This is a genomic window from Bacteroides sp. RTP31139st1_H2_RTP31139_211217 (assembly GCF_040227615.1).
GTDB classification, from domain to species: Bacteria; Bacteroidota; Bacteroidia; order Bacteroidales; family Bacteroidaceae; genus Bacteroides; species Bacteroides uniformis.
Window position 1 is genome coordinate 3,747 of record NZ_JBCNZM010000083.1, and the last position, 16,597, is coordinate 20,343.

Consider the following 16,597-nt stretch of genomic DNA (forward strand, 5'->3'; position numbering starts at 1 on the left):
CTTCGATGACCTCTTTCTTACCCGTAGATTTCATGGTAGGGCGGTTACCGTCTGTTGCCGGAAGCCACTCCACTTCTTCCACTTCCACACCGCATACCTTGCCATTCTTCCCGATGAACCGGGTAGAGGCGAGGGACCATCGACGGGTACAGCCTTCTTCGTGGCTGCTGGTGGTTTTCAGTACGACGGGCCATTGCGGCCAGGGAGTATCCGGGTTGTGTCCTATGGGCGGTTGGGGCATAATTTCAATCTGGGTTACGCTGACGGCTCCCTGGCGGATGCTGGTGCCTATACAGTCAGACCCGGTATCGCCGCCGCCGATGACGAGTACCCGTTTGCCGCGGGCGTTGACGAGTTGGTCTTTCGGGAAGGTATCTCCATCCAGAATATGGTTCTGCTGTGCCAGCATGTCGAGGGCAAAGTAGATGCCTTTCAGCTCCCTGCCCGGAATGGAGAGGTCGCGGGCGGTGGGCGTACCGGTACAAATGGCGTAGGCATCGAATCCGACGGGCAGTTTCTGTACATCGACATGGACTCCCATCTTGAACAAGATTCCTTCGGCCTTGAGGATTTTCATGCGGCGGTCGATGACGGCTTTGTCCAGTTTGAAGTTGGGGATGCCGTAACGCAACAGTCCTCCCGGCATCGGTTTGCTGTCGAATAGGGTAACTTCGTAACCTTTGGCGTTCAGCCGTACGGCAACGCTCAATCCGGCAGGGCCGGCGCCGATGACGGCTACTTTCTTTCCGTTGCGTTCGGGCTGGAGGGGGGTGATGTAGCCCTCGCGAAAAGCAGCCTCGGCAATGGCGGCTTCGTTCTCGCGGATAGTGACCGGTTCGTTGCACGAGAGTTTCAGTACGCACGACTTCTCGCAAAGGGCAGGGCAGATGCGTCCCGTAAATTCCGGAAAATCATTCGTACTGTTCAGTATTTGATAGGCTTCGTGCCATTTGCCCCGGTAGAGCGCGTCTTGGAATTCCGGGTCTTTATTGCCCAGCGGACATGCCCAGTGGCAGAAGGGTACGCCGCAGTCCATACAGCGCGAGGCCTGGAGCTTGCGGTCGTGGCTGTTCAGTGTCTGTTCCACTTGGCTGAAGTCTGTGATACGTTCGTGTATCGGACGGTAACCCGCCTCTTGGCGGGGGATATTGAGGAATGCTTTTGGATCTCCCATGATGAACAAATTAAAAAGTTAAAGAATTAAAGAATGAAAGGGGAATTTCCTCAGTCTTTCATTCTTTCATTATTAATTCGCGATTCAATAATCGCGTTGCATTTCTGCAATCTTCTGTTGCAATTTCTGCATCTGCTCCTCTTGCAGCACTTTTTTGTATTCGATAGGGACTACCTGGATGAACTGGTCGGCATAGCGTGGCCAGTCATCGAGCATGGTGCGTGCCAGTTTGGAACCGGTGTACAGGTAGTGCTGGCAGATGAGCTCGTGCAGTTCCTTGCGGTAGGAGGCCTCTTCGATGAGGCTCAGTTCCACCATTTCCATATTGCAGAAATAGTCGAAGTTGCCGTCCCGGTTCCATACGTAGGCCACACCGCCGGACATGCCTGCGGCAAAGTTGCGTCCCGTCTGTCCGAGTACTACCACGCGCCCGCCGGTCATATACTCGCAGCAGTGGTCACCTACACCCTCCACTACGGCTGTGGCACCGGAGTTGCGGACGGCAAAGCGCTCGCCTGCACGGCCGTTGATGTAAACTTCACCGCTTGTGGCGCCATAAAGCAGGGTGTTGCCTGCAATCGTGTTTTTCTCCGCCTCGAAGTTGCTCCGTACCGGGGGCAGGACGGCGATGCGTCCGCCACTCAGACCTTTGCCCAGATAATCGTTGGCCTCGCCTTCCAGCTTGAAGTTGACACCCGGGACAAGGAATGCCCCGAAACTCTGCCCGGCGGAGCCTTTGAACTTCACGTTCAGCGTATGTTCGGGCAGCCCTTTTTCTCCGTATTTTGCGGCAATGACACCAGAGAGCATGGCGCCGCAGGCACGGTCGGTATTGGCGATGGTGTACTCCAGCGAGATTTCCTTCTGGTTCTCTACGGCTTCGGCGGCGGCATGTAGCATCTCTACATCTTTCACATGGTCGATGCCATGCTGTTGGTCGGTGACGTGGCGGATGGCGGCTTCGTTGTCTACGCGTGCCAGTAGTTTGTCGAAGCTTATCAACTGATGTTTCTTGATTCCGTCATCCGGCTTGCGGACGATAAGGTCTGTGCGTCCAATGATGTCATCCAGGCGTTCCACACCGATTTCCGCCAGGTATTCGCGTACTTCCTGCGCCAGGAACGTGAAGAAGTTCACCAGATACTCGCTGCGTCCGCGGAAGCGTTTGCGCAGTTCTTCGTTCTGTGTCGCCACCCCTACGGGGCAGGTGTTCTGGTGACATTTGCGCATCATTACGCAACCCAGTACAATCAGGGCACTGGTGGCGAAACCGAATTCTTCGGCTCCGAGCATTGCCATCAGTATGATGTCGCGGCCTGTTTTGAGCTGTCCGTCCACTTGCAGCATCACTTGTCCGCGCAGGCCGTTCAGCACCAGTGTCTGCTGCGTTTCGCTCAAGCCGAGTTCGGGCGAGATGCCGGCATAGCGGATGGATGATGCAGGAGAGGCTCCCGTACCGCCCTCTGCACCCGAGATGACTATCAAATCGGCCTTTGCCTTTGCCACACCGGCGGCAATGGTGCCCACACCGCTTTCTGCCACCAGCTTCACGCTGATTTTTGCCCGTGGGTTCACGTTCTTCAGGTCGAAGATGAGCTGTGCCAGGTCTTCGATGGAGTAAATGTCGTGGTGGGGCGGGGGGGAAATCAGCGAGATGCCCGGAATGGAGTGGCGTGTCTTGGCAATCACTTCATCCACTTTGAAGCCCGGCAGCTGCCCACCTTCGCCCGGCTTGGCGCCTTGGGCAATCTTTATCTGTATTTCGTCCGCATTCACCAGATATTCTGCGGTGACACCGAAACGTCCTGAGGCCACCTGCTTGATGGCGCTGCGCAGATTGGTGCCGTCTTCGCGCGGCATGAAGCGTGCCCGGTCTTCGCCTCCTTCGCCCGTATTGCTCCGGCCATGCAGCTTGTTCATGGCAATAGCCATGGCTTCGTGGGCTTCGCGGCTGATGGAGCCGTAGGACATGGCGCCGGTGACAAAGCGCTGTACGATGTTCTCTACCGGTTCCACCCGGTCTATGCTGATAGGAGCGCGGCGGAAGTCGAGGAAATCGCGCAGGAAGATGGGAGATTCCTTGCTGTCTACCATGGCAGTGAACTCCTTGAATTTCTTATAGCTTCCCAGGCGTGTGGCAAGTTGCAGTGTGCTGATGGTTTCCGGGTTCCAGGCGTGCTTCTCACCATCCTTGCGGAAGGCATACAGTCCGCGGTTCGGCAATAGCTCCGCTTCCCCCTTCTTTTTAAGAACCTCCATCCCTTCCTTGTGGAAGGCGATGGCGTCGCGTGCCACTTCATCCAGGCGTATGCCTCCGATGCGTGAACTCAGTCCGCCAAAGTAGGCATTGCTCAACTCCTCGCTCAGTCCTACGGCCTCGAAAATTTTCGCGCCCCGGTAAGAACGGATGGTGCTGATGCCCATCTTGCTCATAATCTTGAACAAGCCTTTGCAGACGGACTTGATATATTTCTTTTCGGCAGTGGCGTAGTCGAGCTGTATTTCCTTTTCGTTCACCAGTTTGTCGATGACGGCAAAAGCCATATACGGATTCAGTGCGCTGGCTCCGAAACCCAGCAGCAGTGCGGCGTGCATCACTTCGCGGATTTCGCCGCTTTCTACAATCAGTGCCGTCTGCACCCGTTTGCCCACGGAGATAAGATGGTGGTGTACCGCCGACACGGCAAGCAGTGACGGAATGGCGGCATGGGCGGCGTCTACGTCGCGGTCGGAAAGCACGATGTAGTTCACTCCTTCGTTGACGGATTCTTCCGCCTGCTTGCAGAGGGTTGCCAATGCTTGCTGCAATCCCTGGCACCCTTTTGCCACTTCGAAGAGCAGGGGCAGTTTCACGGTCTTGAAGCCTTTGTACCGGATGTTGCAGAGAATATCCAGCTGGGCGTTGTTCAGGATGGGATGGTTCAACCTCACCATCTTGCAATGGTTTTCGCTGGGTGTCAGTATGTTCATGCCTATGGCTCCGATGTATTCGGTCAGCGACATTACCAGTTCTTCGCGTATCGGGTCGATAGGAGGGTTGGTGACTTGGGCAAACTGTTGGCGGAAATAGTTGTACAGTAGTTGCGGCTTGTCCGAGAGTACTGCCAGCGGGGTGTCATTGCCCATGGAGTTGATGGGTTCGGCACCGGTGGTACACATCGGGACAATCAGCCGTTCCACGTCTTCTTTGGAGTAGCCGAAGATGCGCAGCATGCTGTCGTAGTTCTCCACGCTATGGGAGACTTTGCGACCGCTTTTCAGTTCGTCCAGCTCGATGCGGTTGCCGGCCAGCCAAGTGCGGTATGGTTTGGCTTCGGCAAGTTGTTTCTTCAGTTCGCCGTCATAATATATTTCGCCTTTCTCGGTGTCTATAAGCAGTATCTTGCCCGGTTGCAGGCGTCCTTTTTCCTTGATGTCTCCCGGCTCGAAATCCATCACGCCGACTTCGCTGGCCACTACCATCACGCCGCCCTGCGTAATCAGGTAGCGTGCAGGGCGCAGTCCGTTCCTGTCGAGCATGCCGCCTGCATAGCGCCCGTCGCTGAAAAGCAGTGCCGCCGGTCCGTCCCACGGCTCCATCAGGATGGAGTGGTATTCATAGAAAGCTTTCAGGTCTTCGCTGATGGGATTCTTTTCGTTGAAAGATTCCGGCACGAGCATGGCCATGGCGTGCGGCAGGCTCAGGCCCGACATGATGAGAAACTCGAGCACATTGTCCAGCGAGGCACTGTCGCTCATGCCCGGTTGCACGATGGGGCGTATCTCCCGGATGTCTCCCAGGGCGGGAGAGGAGAGTACACTCTCACGGGCTTCCATCCAGCCGCGGTTGCCGCGGATGGTATTGATTTCGCCGTTGTGTGCCAGCAGGCGGAAAGGCTGTGCCAGTCCCCAGGTGGGGAAAGTGTTGGTGCTGAAACGGGAGTGCACCAATGCCAGTCCGCTGGTGAAGTAGCTGTTGGTGAGGTCGGGGAAGTAGTTGCGCAACTGCAAGGAAGAGAGCATGCCCTTGTAGACGATGTTCTTCGTAGAGAGCGAGACGATGTAGAAATCCTCGCGGGTGGGGATGTCCGACTTGCGTATTCTGTTCTCTATCCTTTTCCTTATTATATAGAGTTTGCGGTCGGCGGTTTCGCTTTCCGTAAATCCGGTGATGAAAATTTGCTTGATGTCCGGTTCGTTGGCAAGAGCCGCTTCTCCCAATATTTCGGGGCAAGTGGGCACGTTGCGCAGATGCATCAGGGTCAATCCCTCCTTTTCAATCTCTTCGATAATGACGCTCAAGATGACAGCCTGGTCTTTTCCGTCTTTGGGAAGGAAAAGCAGGCCGGTGCCGTATTTTCCTTTCTCGGGAACGGGAATGCCCTGCAACAGAATGAATTCGTGCGGTATCTGCAGCATGATGCCGGCACCGTCTCCGGTTTTGTTGTCCGCCCCTTCCGCTCCACGGTGGCGCATGTTTTCCAGTACCTTCAATGCCGATTCTACCAGTTCATGTGATTTTCCTCCCTGGATATTGACCAGCATGCCTACTCCGCAGGCATCGTGCTCATGGGATGCCTCATACAAGCCCAACTGTTTGGGCTGTCGCTGGTAATCCTCTGCTTTTGTTTTGTTGTTAAAAAGTTCTTGTTTCATGATTATAAGCTTTCTTTATTGCTGTATAACATTGTTTGTGGTTTCAAAATGTTCGGCAAATATATGGTATTAATTGCAAAATGCTAATATGTATTCCTGCCTTCTTTCTTGCAAAATTCCTGCGATAGAAGATGAAGTTATGAATTGATAGAAAACACCCTCTGTTTTCTTTTAATCCTAAATCAAAATCAGACGGTTTGATTTGGATTTATAAATTAAGCCTTTTGCTTTTAAAATAATACTTTCTTTAACTTTTTGATGTAAAAACAACTTTTTTCTATTCTTTTGATAAATAAATAGTGGAAAGATTAACTTTATGTTCTTAAGAATATGTATATTTGCAACGCAAAATCAAATACTGATACATTATGTGTGGAATAGTAGGCTATATAGGTCAAAGGAAAGCCTACCCCATTCTTATCAAGGGTCTGAAGCGGTTGGAGTACCGTGGATATGATAGTGCGGGGGTAGCATTAATCAGTGATAACCGACAGTTGAACGTGTACAAAGCGAAAGGTAAGGTTTCGGAACTTGAAACTTTCGTTGCTCAAAAAGATATTTCCGGTAGCATTGGTATTGCACATACACGTTGGGCCACTCATGGAGAACCTTGTTCCGTCAATGCCCATCCCCATTATTCCTCTTCCGAACGCCTCGCCCTCATCCATAACGGCATTATTGAAAACTACGCCGTCCTTAAAGAAAAACTTCAAGCCAAAGGTTATGTATTTAAAAGCAGCACTGATACCGAGGTGCTGGTACAGCTCATTGAATACATTCAGGTGACAAACCATATTGACCTGCTGACGGCGGTGCAACTTGCCTTGCAGGAAGTGATTGGGGCGTATGCCATTGCGGTGCTCGACAAGGACAATCCGGATGGGATAATCGCTGCACGCAAGAGCAGTCCGCTGGTGGTGGGCATCGGTGAAGGAGAGTTTTTCCTGGCTTCGGATGCCACGCCGATTGTGGAATACACGGATAAGGTGGTGTATCTGGAAGACGAAGAGATTGCCCTCATCCGTCGGGGAGAGAAGCTGAAGGTTGTTAACCTGAAGAATGTGGAATGTCCGCACGAGGTAAAGACGGTAGCGCTCAATCTCGGCCAGCTGGAGAAGGGCGGTTATCCGCACTTCATGCTGAAGGAAATCTTCGAACAGCCCGGCTGCATTCACGACTGCATGCGCGGGCGTATCAATGTGGAGGGTACGAACGTGGTTCTTTCTGCAGTGATTGATTATAAGGAACGTCTGCTGGCGGCCAAACGCTTCGTCATCGTGGCATGCGGTACGTCATGGCATGCCGCCCTCATCGGCAAGCATTTGATTGAAAGCTTCTGCCGTATTCCGGTGGAGGTGGAGTATGCCAGTGAGTTCCGTTACCGCGACCCGGTGATTGACAGCAACGATGTGGTGATTGCCATCTCGCAAAGCGGTGAAACGGCCGATACGCTGGCTGCCGTGGAGCTTGCCAGAAACCGTGGGGCATTTATATACGGCATCTGCAATGCCGTCGGTTCCAGCATTCCCCGTGCCACGCATACGGGTTCCTATATCCACGTGGGACCGGAAATAGGGGTGGCATCCACCAAAGCCTTCACCGGGCAGGTAACGGTGCTTACCATGCTGGCCCTGACACTTGCCAAAGAGAAAAAGACGATGGACGAAGGGTTATACCTGGCAGTTGTCAAGGAATTGGGACATATCCCCGACAAGATGAAGGAGGTCTTGAAACTGAACGACCGTATAGCGGAACTTTCCAAGATATTCACCTATGCACACAACTTTATCTATCTGGGACGCGGATACAGTTATCCCGTAGCCTTGGAAGGCGCCTTGAAGTTGAAGGAGATTTCGTATATCCATGCCGAGGGCTATCCTGCCGCCGAAATGAAGCACGGCCCCATTGCCCTGGTGGATGCCGAAATGCCGGTAGTGGTCATTGCCACCCGGAATGGGCTTTATGAAAAGGTGCTGAGCAATATCCAGGAAATAAAGGCGCGTAAAGGCAGGGTTATCGCCATTGTGACAAAGGGAGATACGGTCATCAGTAAAATAGCCGACACTTGCATCGAGCTTCCCGAAACAATGGAGTGCCTTGATCCGTTAATAACTACGGTACCTCTGCAATTACTTGCCTATCACATTGCCGTGTGCAAGGGAATGGATGTGGACCAGCCGAGGAATCTTGCGAAGTCGGTGACTGTAGAATGAGGACATGTACAATTTACCATTTACAATGTACAATGGGGCTGCGCTTGGGAGGGGTAAATGTAAATGGTAATTGTATGCTATAATAAGGAAAAGAAAATTGTACACTTAAAATTGTACATTGTAAATGGTAAATTGTAAATAGATAGATGGAACAACTGAAGCATGAATGCGGCGTCGCCATGATACGCCTGCTGAAACCGCTGGAGTACTATGAAGAGAAGTACGGAACATGGATGTACGGACTCAACAAGCTCTATCTCCTGATGGAGAAACAACACAACCGTGGGCAGGAAGGTGCCGGACTGGCCTGCGTGAAACTGGAAGCCAGTCCCGGCGAGGAATATATGTTCCGTGAGCGTGCTCTCGGCTCGGGCGCCATTACCGAAATTTTCGGTACGGTGCAGGGTCACTTCAAGGACTTGACCAAGGAACAGCTGCATGATGCGGACTATGCCAAGCGTGTGCTGCCCTTTGCAGGGGAGGTCTATATGGGACACCTGCGTTACTCCACTACCGGAAAGTCCGGCATCTCGTACGTGCACCCGTTCCTCCGGAGAAACAACTGGCGTGCCAAGAATCTTGCCCTCTGCGGCAACTTCAACATGACGAATGTGGATGAAATCTTCGCACGCATTACCGCCATCGGCCAGCATCCGCGCAAATATGCCGATACCTACATCATGCTGGAGCAGTTGGGACATCGCCTCGACCGCGAAGTGGAGCGCCTCTTCAACCTTGCCGAAGCGGAAGGGCTGGCAGGCATGGACATCACCCGTTATATAGAAAACCACATCGACCTTGCCAACGTACTGCGCACTTCGAGCAAGGAGTGGGACGGGGGATACGTGATGTGCGGACTTACCGGAAGCGGAGAGACTTTTGCCGTACGCGACCCATGGGGCATCCGTACAGCCTTCTGGTATCAGGACGACGAGATAGCGGTGCTTGCCAGCGAACGTCCCGTGATACAGACAGCCCTTAATGTTCCTGTCGAATCCATCAAGGAGCTGCAACCCGGACAAGCCATGTTTATCAACAAGGCCGGCAAGGTGCGCACCGTGCAAATCAACAAGCCGCGCGAGGTGAAACCTTGTTCCTTCGAGCGCATCTACTTCAGCCGGGGCAGTGATGTGGACATTTACCGGGAACGTAAACTGCTGGGTGAGAAACTTGTACCCAACATATTGAAAGCCATCGACAACGATGTGGACCATACCGTCTTCTCCTTCATCCCCAATACGGCGGAAGTCGCCTTCTACGGTATGTTGCAGGGATTGGACGACTACCTCAACGAGGAGAAGGTGCAGCAGATTGCCGCCTTGGGGCATAGTCCCAGCCACGACGAACTGGAGCATATCTTGTCGCGGCGCATACGGAGCGAGAAGGTAGCCATCAAGGACATCAAGCTGCGTACCTTCATTGCCGAAGGAAACAGCCGGAACGACCTTGCCGCCCATGTGTACGACATCACTTACGGAAGCCTTGTCCCGGGAGTGGATAATCTGGTCATCATCGACGACTCGATAGTGCGCGGAACCACCCTGAAGCAGAGCATCATCGGTATCCTTGACCGTCTGGAGCCGAAGAAGATAGTCATTGTAAGCTCTTCACCGCAGGTGCGCTATCCCGACTACTATGGCATCGATATGGCTAAGATGAGCGAATTCATCGCCTTCAAGGCTGCTGTGGAACTGCTGAAGGAGCGCGAGATGCGCGATGTAATTGCCGCCGCCTACCGCAAGTCCAAGGAGCAGGTAGGCCTGCCCAAAGAACAGATGGTGAATTACGTGAAGGAGATTTATGCTCCTTTCACTGATGAGGAAATCTCTGCCAAGATGGTGGAGCTTCTTACTCCGAAAGGGACGAAAGCCAAAGTGCAGATTGTCTACCAGCCTCTCGAGGGGCTGCATGAGGCCTGCCCCAAGCATCCGGGTGACTGGTACTTCAGCGGCGATTATCCTACGCCGGGCGGTGTGAAGCTGCTGAACAAGGCATTTATTGATTATATAGAACAAGTTTATCAATTTTAATTGAATCAATGAGAAATGTAACTCTAATCCTCGACGACGGGAGCCGCTTCCACGGCAAGTCGTTCGGCTTTGAAAAACCGGTAGCGGGAGAGGTGGTCTTCAACACAGCCATGACGGGTTATCCCGAAAGCCTGACCGACCCTTCGTATGCCGGACAGCTGATGACGCTCACCTATCCGTTGGTGGGCAATTACGGTGTGCCGCCTTTTACTCTCGAACCGAATGGGCTTGCCACTTTTATGGAGAGCGAGCATATCCATGCCGAAGCCATTATTGTAAGCGATTATAGTGAAAATTATAGCCATTGGAATGCGGTGGAAAGTCTCGGTGACTGGCTGAAACGCGAACAGATTCCGGGCATCACGGGCATCGATACCCGCGAACTGACAAAGGTGCTTCGCGAGCATGGGGTGATGATGGGACGTATCGCCTTTGATGATGAATCGGATGAAATGCCTGAGGCCTCTTATGCCGATGTGAATTATGTGGATAAAGTTAGCTGCAAGGAGGTTATCCGTTACAACGAAGGAACCGGTAAGAAGAAAGTGCTCCTTGTGGATTGCGGCGTCAAGCATAACATCATCCGCTGCCTGCTGAAACGTGACGTGGAAGTGATTCGCGTTCCCTGGGACTATGATTATACTGGGATGGAGTTCGACGGGTTGTTCATCTCCAACGGCCCTGGCGACCCCGATACCTGCGATGCTGCCGTGCAGCATATCCGCAAGGCAATGCAGAACGAGAAACTGCCCATCTTCGGCATCTGTATGGGAAACCAGTTGCTTTCCAAAGCTGGGGGCGCCAAGATATACAAATTGAAATACGGCCACCGCAGCCATAACCAACCGGTGCGTATGGTGGGTACGGAACGTTGCTTCATCACCTCACAGAATCATGGGTATGCCGTAGACAACAACACGCTGACAGAAGACTGGGAACCGCTTTTCATCAATATGAACGATGGTTCTAATGAAGGAATCCGCCACAAACGCAATCCCTGGTTCTCCGCACAGTTTCATCCCGAAGCTGCCAGCGGGCCGACGGATACGGAGTTTCTTTTTGATGACTTTGTGAAGTTGCTTTAGTAAGAGAATTTTATCAAGAATGGTTGCGTTCGTAATCTCTTGATAATCAGTATGTAAAAGACGGTATAATGAGTCCCATACTGAATGTCATTCAGTCCCAGAGTGAATACCTTTCAGTCCTATACTGAATGCCATTCAATTAGTGACTGATTGTGTAAGGTAAGAGAAAGATAAGGTTTTATTACTACTATTACATTTTTAATAAACAGATATGCAAATGAAAGAAAACAATATAAAGAAAGTCCTGCTGCTCGGTTCCGGCGCACTGAAAATCGGTGAGGCAGGAGAATTTGACTACTCCGGTTCGCAGGCGCTCAAGGCATTGAAGGAGGAAGGCATCTACACGGTTCTCATCAATCCGAACATTGCCACGGTACAGACCTCGGAAGGAGTTGCCGACCAGATTTACTTCCTGCCCGTCACTCCTTACTTCGTGGAGAAGGTGATAGAGAAGGAGCGCCCGGACGGCATCATGCTTGCTTTTGGCGGACAGACGGCACTGAACTGCGGTGTCTCCCTCTATAAAGACAAGATTTTCGAGAAGTACGGCGTGACGGTTCTCGGCACTCCCGTGCAGGCCATCATTGACACGGAGGACCGTGAAATCTTTGTGCAGAAACTGAATGAGATTGATGTGAAGACCATCAAGAGCGAAGCCGTGGAGAATGCGGCGGATGCCCGTCGCGCAGCCCGGGAACTGGGATACCCGGTCATTGTCCGTGCCGCATATGCGCTTGGCGGACTGGGTTCGGGCTTCTGCGACAATGAAGAAGAGCTGAATGTGCTGGTGGAGAAAGCCTTCTCCTTCTCCCCACAGGTGCTGGTGGAGAAATCGCTGAAGGGATGGAAGGAAGTGGAATACGAGGTGGTGCGCGACCGCTTCGACAACTGCATCACGGTCTGCAACATGGAGAACTTCGACCCCCTGGGCATCCATACAGGTGAGTCCATCGTTATTGCCCCGTCACAGACGTTGAGCAATACGGACTATCATAAATTGCGTGAACTTGCTATCCGCATTATCCGTCACATCGGCATTGTGGGAGAGTGTAACGTGCAGTATGCCTACGACCCGATGAGCGAGGACTACCGGGTAATCGAGGTAAATGCACGCTTGAGCCGTTCGTCTGCACTTGCCTCTAAAGCAACGGGTTATCCGTTGGCGTTTGTAGCGGCAAAACTCGGCTTGGGCTATGGCTTGTTCGACTTGAACAACTCTGTGACAAAGACTACAAGCGCTTTCTTCGAACCCGCCCTGGACTATGTGGTCTGCAAGATACCGCGTTGGGATTTGGGCAAGTTCCACGGGGTGGACAAAGAGCTGGGTTCAAGCATGAAGTCGGTAGGCGAGGTGATGGCTATCGGCCGTACTTTCGAGGAAGCCATCCAGAAGGGGCTTCGCATGATAGGCCAGGGCATGCACGGCTTCGTAGAGAACAAGGAACTGGTGATTGCCGATTTGGACAAGGCTCTGCGCGAACCTACCGACAAACGTATCTTTGTCATCTCCAAAGCCTTCCGTGCCGGGTATACGGTGGACCAGGTGCACGAATTGACCAAGATAGACCGTTGGTTCCTGGAGAAGTTGATGAACATCATGGATACCAGCAGGGAACTGCACTCTTTTATGGCTGATGGAGAGTTGCCAATGATTCCCGTGGACTTGTTGCGTAAAGCCAAAGTACAAGGCTTCTCTGATTTCCAGATAGCCCGTGCCCTCGGCTTGGAACAAGCAATGGACGGCGAAGAAGCCATCCTTGCCGTCCGCAATTTCCGCAAGAGTGCAGGCATTCTGCCCGTAGTGAAGCAGATAGATACCCTTGCCGCCGAATATCCCGCACAGACCAACTATCTCTACCTAACGTATAGCGGCACGGCAAATGATGTCCGTTACCTCGGCGACCACAAGTCCATCGTCGTATTGGGCTCCGGCGCCTACCGCATCGGTTCTTCCGTAGAGTTCGACTGGTGCGGCGTGCAGGCCCTGAACACCATCCGCCAGGAAGGCTACCGCAGTGTCATGATAAACTACAACCCCGAAACCGTGTCTACGGACTATGACATGTGCGACCGTCTTTACTTCGACGAGCTCACCTTCGAGCGCGTGATGGATATTCTCGAACTGGAGAATCCCCACGGGGTGATTGTCTCTACCGGTGGTCAGATACCGAATAACCTTGCCCTGCGCCTCGATGCGCAGAAGGTACCTATTCTCGGCACAAGCGCCAGGAGCATCGACAATGCCGAAGACCGTGACAAGTTCTCCGCCATGCTCGACCGCATTGGTGTAGACCAACCCGAATGGCGGGCGCTGACCTCCCTGGAGGACATCAACGCCTTTGTGGATAAGGTGGGCTTCCCGGTATTGGTCCGTCCTTCCTACGTATTGTCCGGCGCTGCGATGAACGTCTGTTCCAACCGGGAGGAGCTGGAACGCTTCCTGAAGCTGGCGGCGAATGTCAGCAAGAAACATCCCGTAGTGGTGAGCCAGTTCATTGAGCATGCCAAGGAGGTGGAGATGGATGCTGTGGCGCAAGATGGAGAGATTATCGCGTACGCCATCAGTGAGCATATCGAGTTTGCCGGAGTGCATTCCGGTGACGCCACTATCCAGTTCCCGCCACAAAAGTTGTATGTGGAGACGGTGCGCCGCATCAAGCGCATCAGCCGCGAGATTGCCCGTGAGCTGAACATCTCCGGTCCGTTCAATATCCAGTATCTGGCACGCGAGAACGACATCAAGGTGATTGAGTGCAACCTCCGTGCCAGCCGTTCGTTCCCGTTTGTCAGCAAGGTGCTGAAGATAAACCTTATTGAACTTGCCACGAAGGTGATGCTCGGCATTCCGGTACAGAAGCCGGACAAGAATCTGTTCGATTTGGATTACGTAGGCATCAAGGCGAGCCAGTTCTCCTTCAACCGTCTGCAGAAGGCCGACCCGGTACTGGGTGTGGATATGGCAAGCACGGGCGAGGTGGGTTGCATCGGCAGCGATACTTCCTGCGCCATTCTCAAGGCGATGCTCTCCGTGGGATATCGTATTCCAGAGAAAAATATCCTGCTTTCTACCGGTACTCCGAAGCAGAAAGTGGACATGCTTTCTGCCGCGCGTATGCTTCAGAAGAAGGGGTATAAGATATTTGCCACGGGTGGTTCCAGCAACTTCCTTACGGAGAACGGTGTGGAGAATACGCGCGTCTACTGGCCCAGCGAACCCGAACGCCAGCCGCAGGCACTCGACATGCTGCACCGCAAGGAGATAGACATGGTGGTCAATATTCCGAAGAACCTCACCGCAGGCGAGTTGGATAACGGCTACAAGATACGCCGTGCCGCCATCGACCTCAATATTCCGTTGATAACGAATGCCCGTCTGGCAAGTGCGTTCATCAATGCATTCTGCACGATGATGCCGGATGATTTGGCTATCAAGTCGTGGGCGGAGTACAAATGATGATTTAATTTGCTATCTTTGCTGAAAACTAAGTTCGATGGAAACAATTTTGACCCAATACTATCAATCTCCTTATGGCGAGTTGCTCCTCGGCTCTTTCGGCGATAAACTCTGCCTATGCGACTGGATGCTGAACGAGAAACGTAGAGTACCCGTTGATAAGCGTATACGGCAGGCGCTGCATGCCGATTATGAGGAAGGCACTTCGGAAGTGATTGCAAGGGCAATCATTCAGTTGGATGAGTATTTTGCCCGTAAGCGGACCATATTCGATGTTCCACTGCTTGCAGTCGGAACAGAATTCCAGCGGACGGTGTGGCAGGAGTTGCAGAACATCCCTTACGGAAAAACAGTGTCCTACGGCGAGCTTTCACGAAAGCTGGGCAATCCGAAAGCCGTACGTGCGGTGGCGGCTGCCAATGGGGCAAATGCCCTCTCCATACTCATCCCCTGCCATCGTGTGGTGGGCAGCAACCATACGCTGATAGGCTATGCCGGTGGACTGGCAGCCAAACAAGGGATGCTGGCATTGGAAGCGGACTCTTGCGACGGACCGTCAGGCTCCCGTATAGGACAGCTGTTTTGAGGTCAGGTTTGTTTCTGGTATTCCGCCGGTGTCATCCCCGTCATACGTTTGAAGAACTTTGAGAAGAACGACGGATTGGGAAAGTTCAGTTCGTCTGATATTTGAAACACCAGTAGATTACTGTGTTTCAGCAATACTTTGGCTTCGAGGATAACTGCTTGATTAATCCATTGCATCACGGTTTGTCCGCTTGTTTCACGTATCACCGAGCTCAGATAGTGCGGTGTCAGGCATAGTTTGTCGGCATAGAAGTTGACGCTGCGTTCGTGCTTGCTGTGTTGGTTCACCAAAGCGATGAAGCGGCGGAATAGCTCTTCCTGGCGTGAAAGGCGTGACGGAGTTGACTTGCATGTGTGCTCGTGGATATACTTAAGGTTATAGAGAAGTGAGACAATCAAGTGCTGTACAGCTCCGCGGCGGTAGGGCAAACAATGTAGTATATTCCACAATAAAGAGAAGAAGCTGCTGATGTGTGCCCATTCCTCGTTGTTGCATGAAAGGCGGATTCCGTTTCGTGTATAAGCTTCCGAAAGAATGGAATTCTGTAGTACGGGCAGAAAATTGGCAGTGGGCATGATGACTTGGAATTCGTAGTCGGGACTGACTTCCGATATTTCTATCAGCGAATTGTCAGGGATGATAATAATATCGTGGGCTGTAGCTTCATATTCGATAAGATTGATGGAGATTCGGCCCTTACCTTGCATGATGCGTACAATCCTTCCTTCTTTGGCACGATAAGGTTGCTGGGTGCGGAATAGCCTGAATCCCATTGCTTGAAAACTGATGACCATTCCCAAATCGTCGTTTATAAATCTGTATTCGGAATGTTCTATAAAATCCGGATTGTTGCGGATGTCCTCGAATGCGACGCTTATCGGTTTGTTCTTTTCCATATCTTTCCCTTTATGAATAATGTATATTTCCACCGCAAAGATAATAAAGTGTTCCTATTATTTGTCTTTTTCTACGAAATGTCGTACTATTAGAACATCTTTGCGCACAAATGGATTGTAAGGTTATAGGGTTATGCCTTTATCTTTGCATGTGTATAGAACAAAACCATGTAGAATAAACAAGAAACAGAATGGATATGAAACGAACCGTTTTCTTTTTTACCCTTTCTCTTGCCGCCATGCTGGCACATGCCCAGCTCACGTTGGAAGAGTGCCAGCGCCGGGCGCAAGACAATTATCCGTTGGTCAGGCAATACGGACTGATAGAAAAGGCACGCGGGTACGACCTCTCCAATGCCGGAAAAGGTTACTTGCCCCAGTTTTCCCTATCCGGCAAGGCCACGTACCAGAGTGACATCACCCGGCTACCGGTCGAAATCCCTAATCTCGACATCAAGACTGCTTCGAAAGACCAGTACCAGGTGATGCTCGAAGTGCAGCAGACCCTCTGGGATGGTGGGGAT

Annotated in this window: 9 protein-coding genes; 6 read left to right on the plus strand and 3 right to left on the minus strand. The window is 52.2% G+C overall.

Going from position 1 to position 16,597, the window contains the following annotated elements; all coding sequences use genetic code 11:
- Nucleotides 1-1,174 (minus strand): glutamate synthase subunit beta (locus ABUA47_RS14255; protein ID WP_349831705.1); only part of this gene is annotated, 1,174 nt, incomplete at its 3' end.
- 84 nt (nt 1,175-1,258) lie between these two features.
- A complete protein-coding gene (gltB, locus tag ABUA47_RS14260) occupies nt 1,259-5,812 on the minus strand; it encodes a glutamate synthase large subunit (RefSeq protein ID WP_410520187.1) in 4,554 nt (1,517 codons plus the stop codon).
- Between the two features lie 365 nt (nt 5,813-6,177).
- Between gltB and glmS the strand changes: the two genes are divergently transcribed.
- From glmS to ABUA47_RS14285, 5 genes are all read left to right on the plus strand, one after another.
- Entirely contained in the window at nt 6,178-8,022 is a 1,845-nt protein-coding gene (gene glmS / locus ABUA47_RS14265) for a glutamine--fructose-6-phosphate transaminase (isomerizing) (protein ID WP_035448622.1), read from the plus strand.
- A 146-nt stretch (nt 8,023-8,168) separates the two neighbouring features.
- Nucleotides 8,169-10,052, plus strand: coding sequence for an amidophosphoribosyltransferase (locus ABUA47_RS14270; RefSeq protein ID WP_005837255.1), 1,884 nt, complete (start codon nt 8,169-8,171; stop codon nt 10,050-10,052).
- A gap of 8 nt (nt 10,053-10,060) precedes the next feature.
- Nucleotides 10,061-11,137, plus strand: coding sequence for a glutamine-hydrolyzing carbamoyl-phosphate synthase small subunit (gene carA, locus ABUA47_RS14275; RefSeq protein WP_008664430.1), 1,077 nt, complete (start codon nt 10,061-10,063; stop codon nt 11,135-11,137).
- A 217-nt stretch (nt 11,138-11,354) separates the two neighbouring features.
- Nucleotides 11,355-14,591 (plus strand): carbamoyl-phosphate synthase (glutamine-hydrolyzing) large subunit, encoded by a 3,237-nt coding sequence (gene carB, locus ABUA47_RS14280; RefSeq protein WP_035448620.1) that lies wholly within the window; start codon nt 11,355-11,357, stop codon nt 14,589-14,591.
- A gap of 37 nt (nt 14,592-14,628) precedes the next feature.
- The gene (locus ABUA47_RS14285) at nt 14,629-15,177 is read left to right on the plus strand and encodes a methylated-DNA--[protein]-cysteine S-methyltransferase (protein ID WP_035448618.1); all 549 of its coding nucleotides are present in this window, start codon (nt 14,629-14,631) and stop codon (nt 15,175-15,177) included.
- Nucleotides 15,178-15,179: 2 nt separating this feature from the next.
- Here ABUA47_RS14285 and ABUA47_RS14290 read toward each other — a convergent pair whose 3' ends face one another.
- Nucleotides 15,180-16,073 (minus strand): helix-turn-helix domain-containing protein, encoded by an 894-nt coding sequence (locus ABUA47_RS14290; protein WP_005837252.1) that lies wholly within the window; start codon nt 16,071-16,073, stop codon nt 15,180-15,182.
- 191 nt (nt 16,074-16,264) lie between these two features.
- Between ABUA47_RS14290 and ABUA47_RS14295 the strand changes: the two genes are divergently transcribed.
- Nucleotides 16,265-16,597: TolC family protein (locus tag ABUA47_RS14295; RefSeq protein WP_349831709.1), on the plus strand; the 333-nt coding region annotated here is incomplete at its 3' end.

Coding starts and splice junctions, on each gene's coding strand:
- glmS (WP_035448622.1), top strand. CDS start 6,178: ATGTGTGGAATAGTAGGCTATATAGGTCAAAGGAAAGCCTACCCCATT.
- ABUA47_RS14270 (WP_005837255.1), top strand. CDS start 8,169: ATGGAACAACTGAAGCATGAATGCGGCGTCGCCATGATACGCCTGCTG.
- carA (WP_008664430.1), top strand. CDS start 10,061: ATGAGAAATGTAACTCTAATCCTCGACGACGGGAGCCGCTTCCACGGC.
- carB (WP_035448620.1), top strand. CDS start 11,355: ATGAAAGAAAACAATATAAAGAAAGTCCTGCTGCTCGGTTCCGGCGCA.
- ABUA47_RS14285 (WP_035448618.1), top strand. CDS start 14,629: ATGGAAACAATTTTGACCCAATACTATCAATCTCCTTATGGCGAGTTG.
- ABUA47_RS14290 (WP_005837252.1), bottom strand. CDS start 16,073: ATGGAAAAGAACAAACCGATAAGCGTCGCATTCGAGGACATCCGCAAC.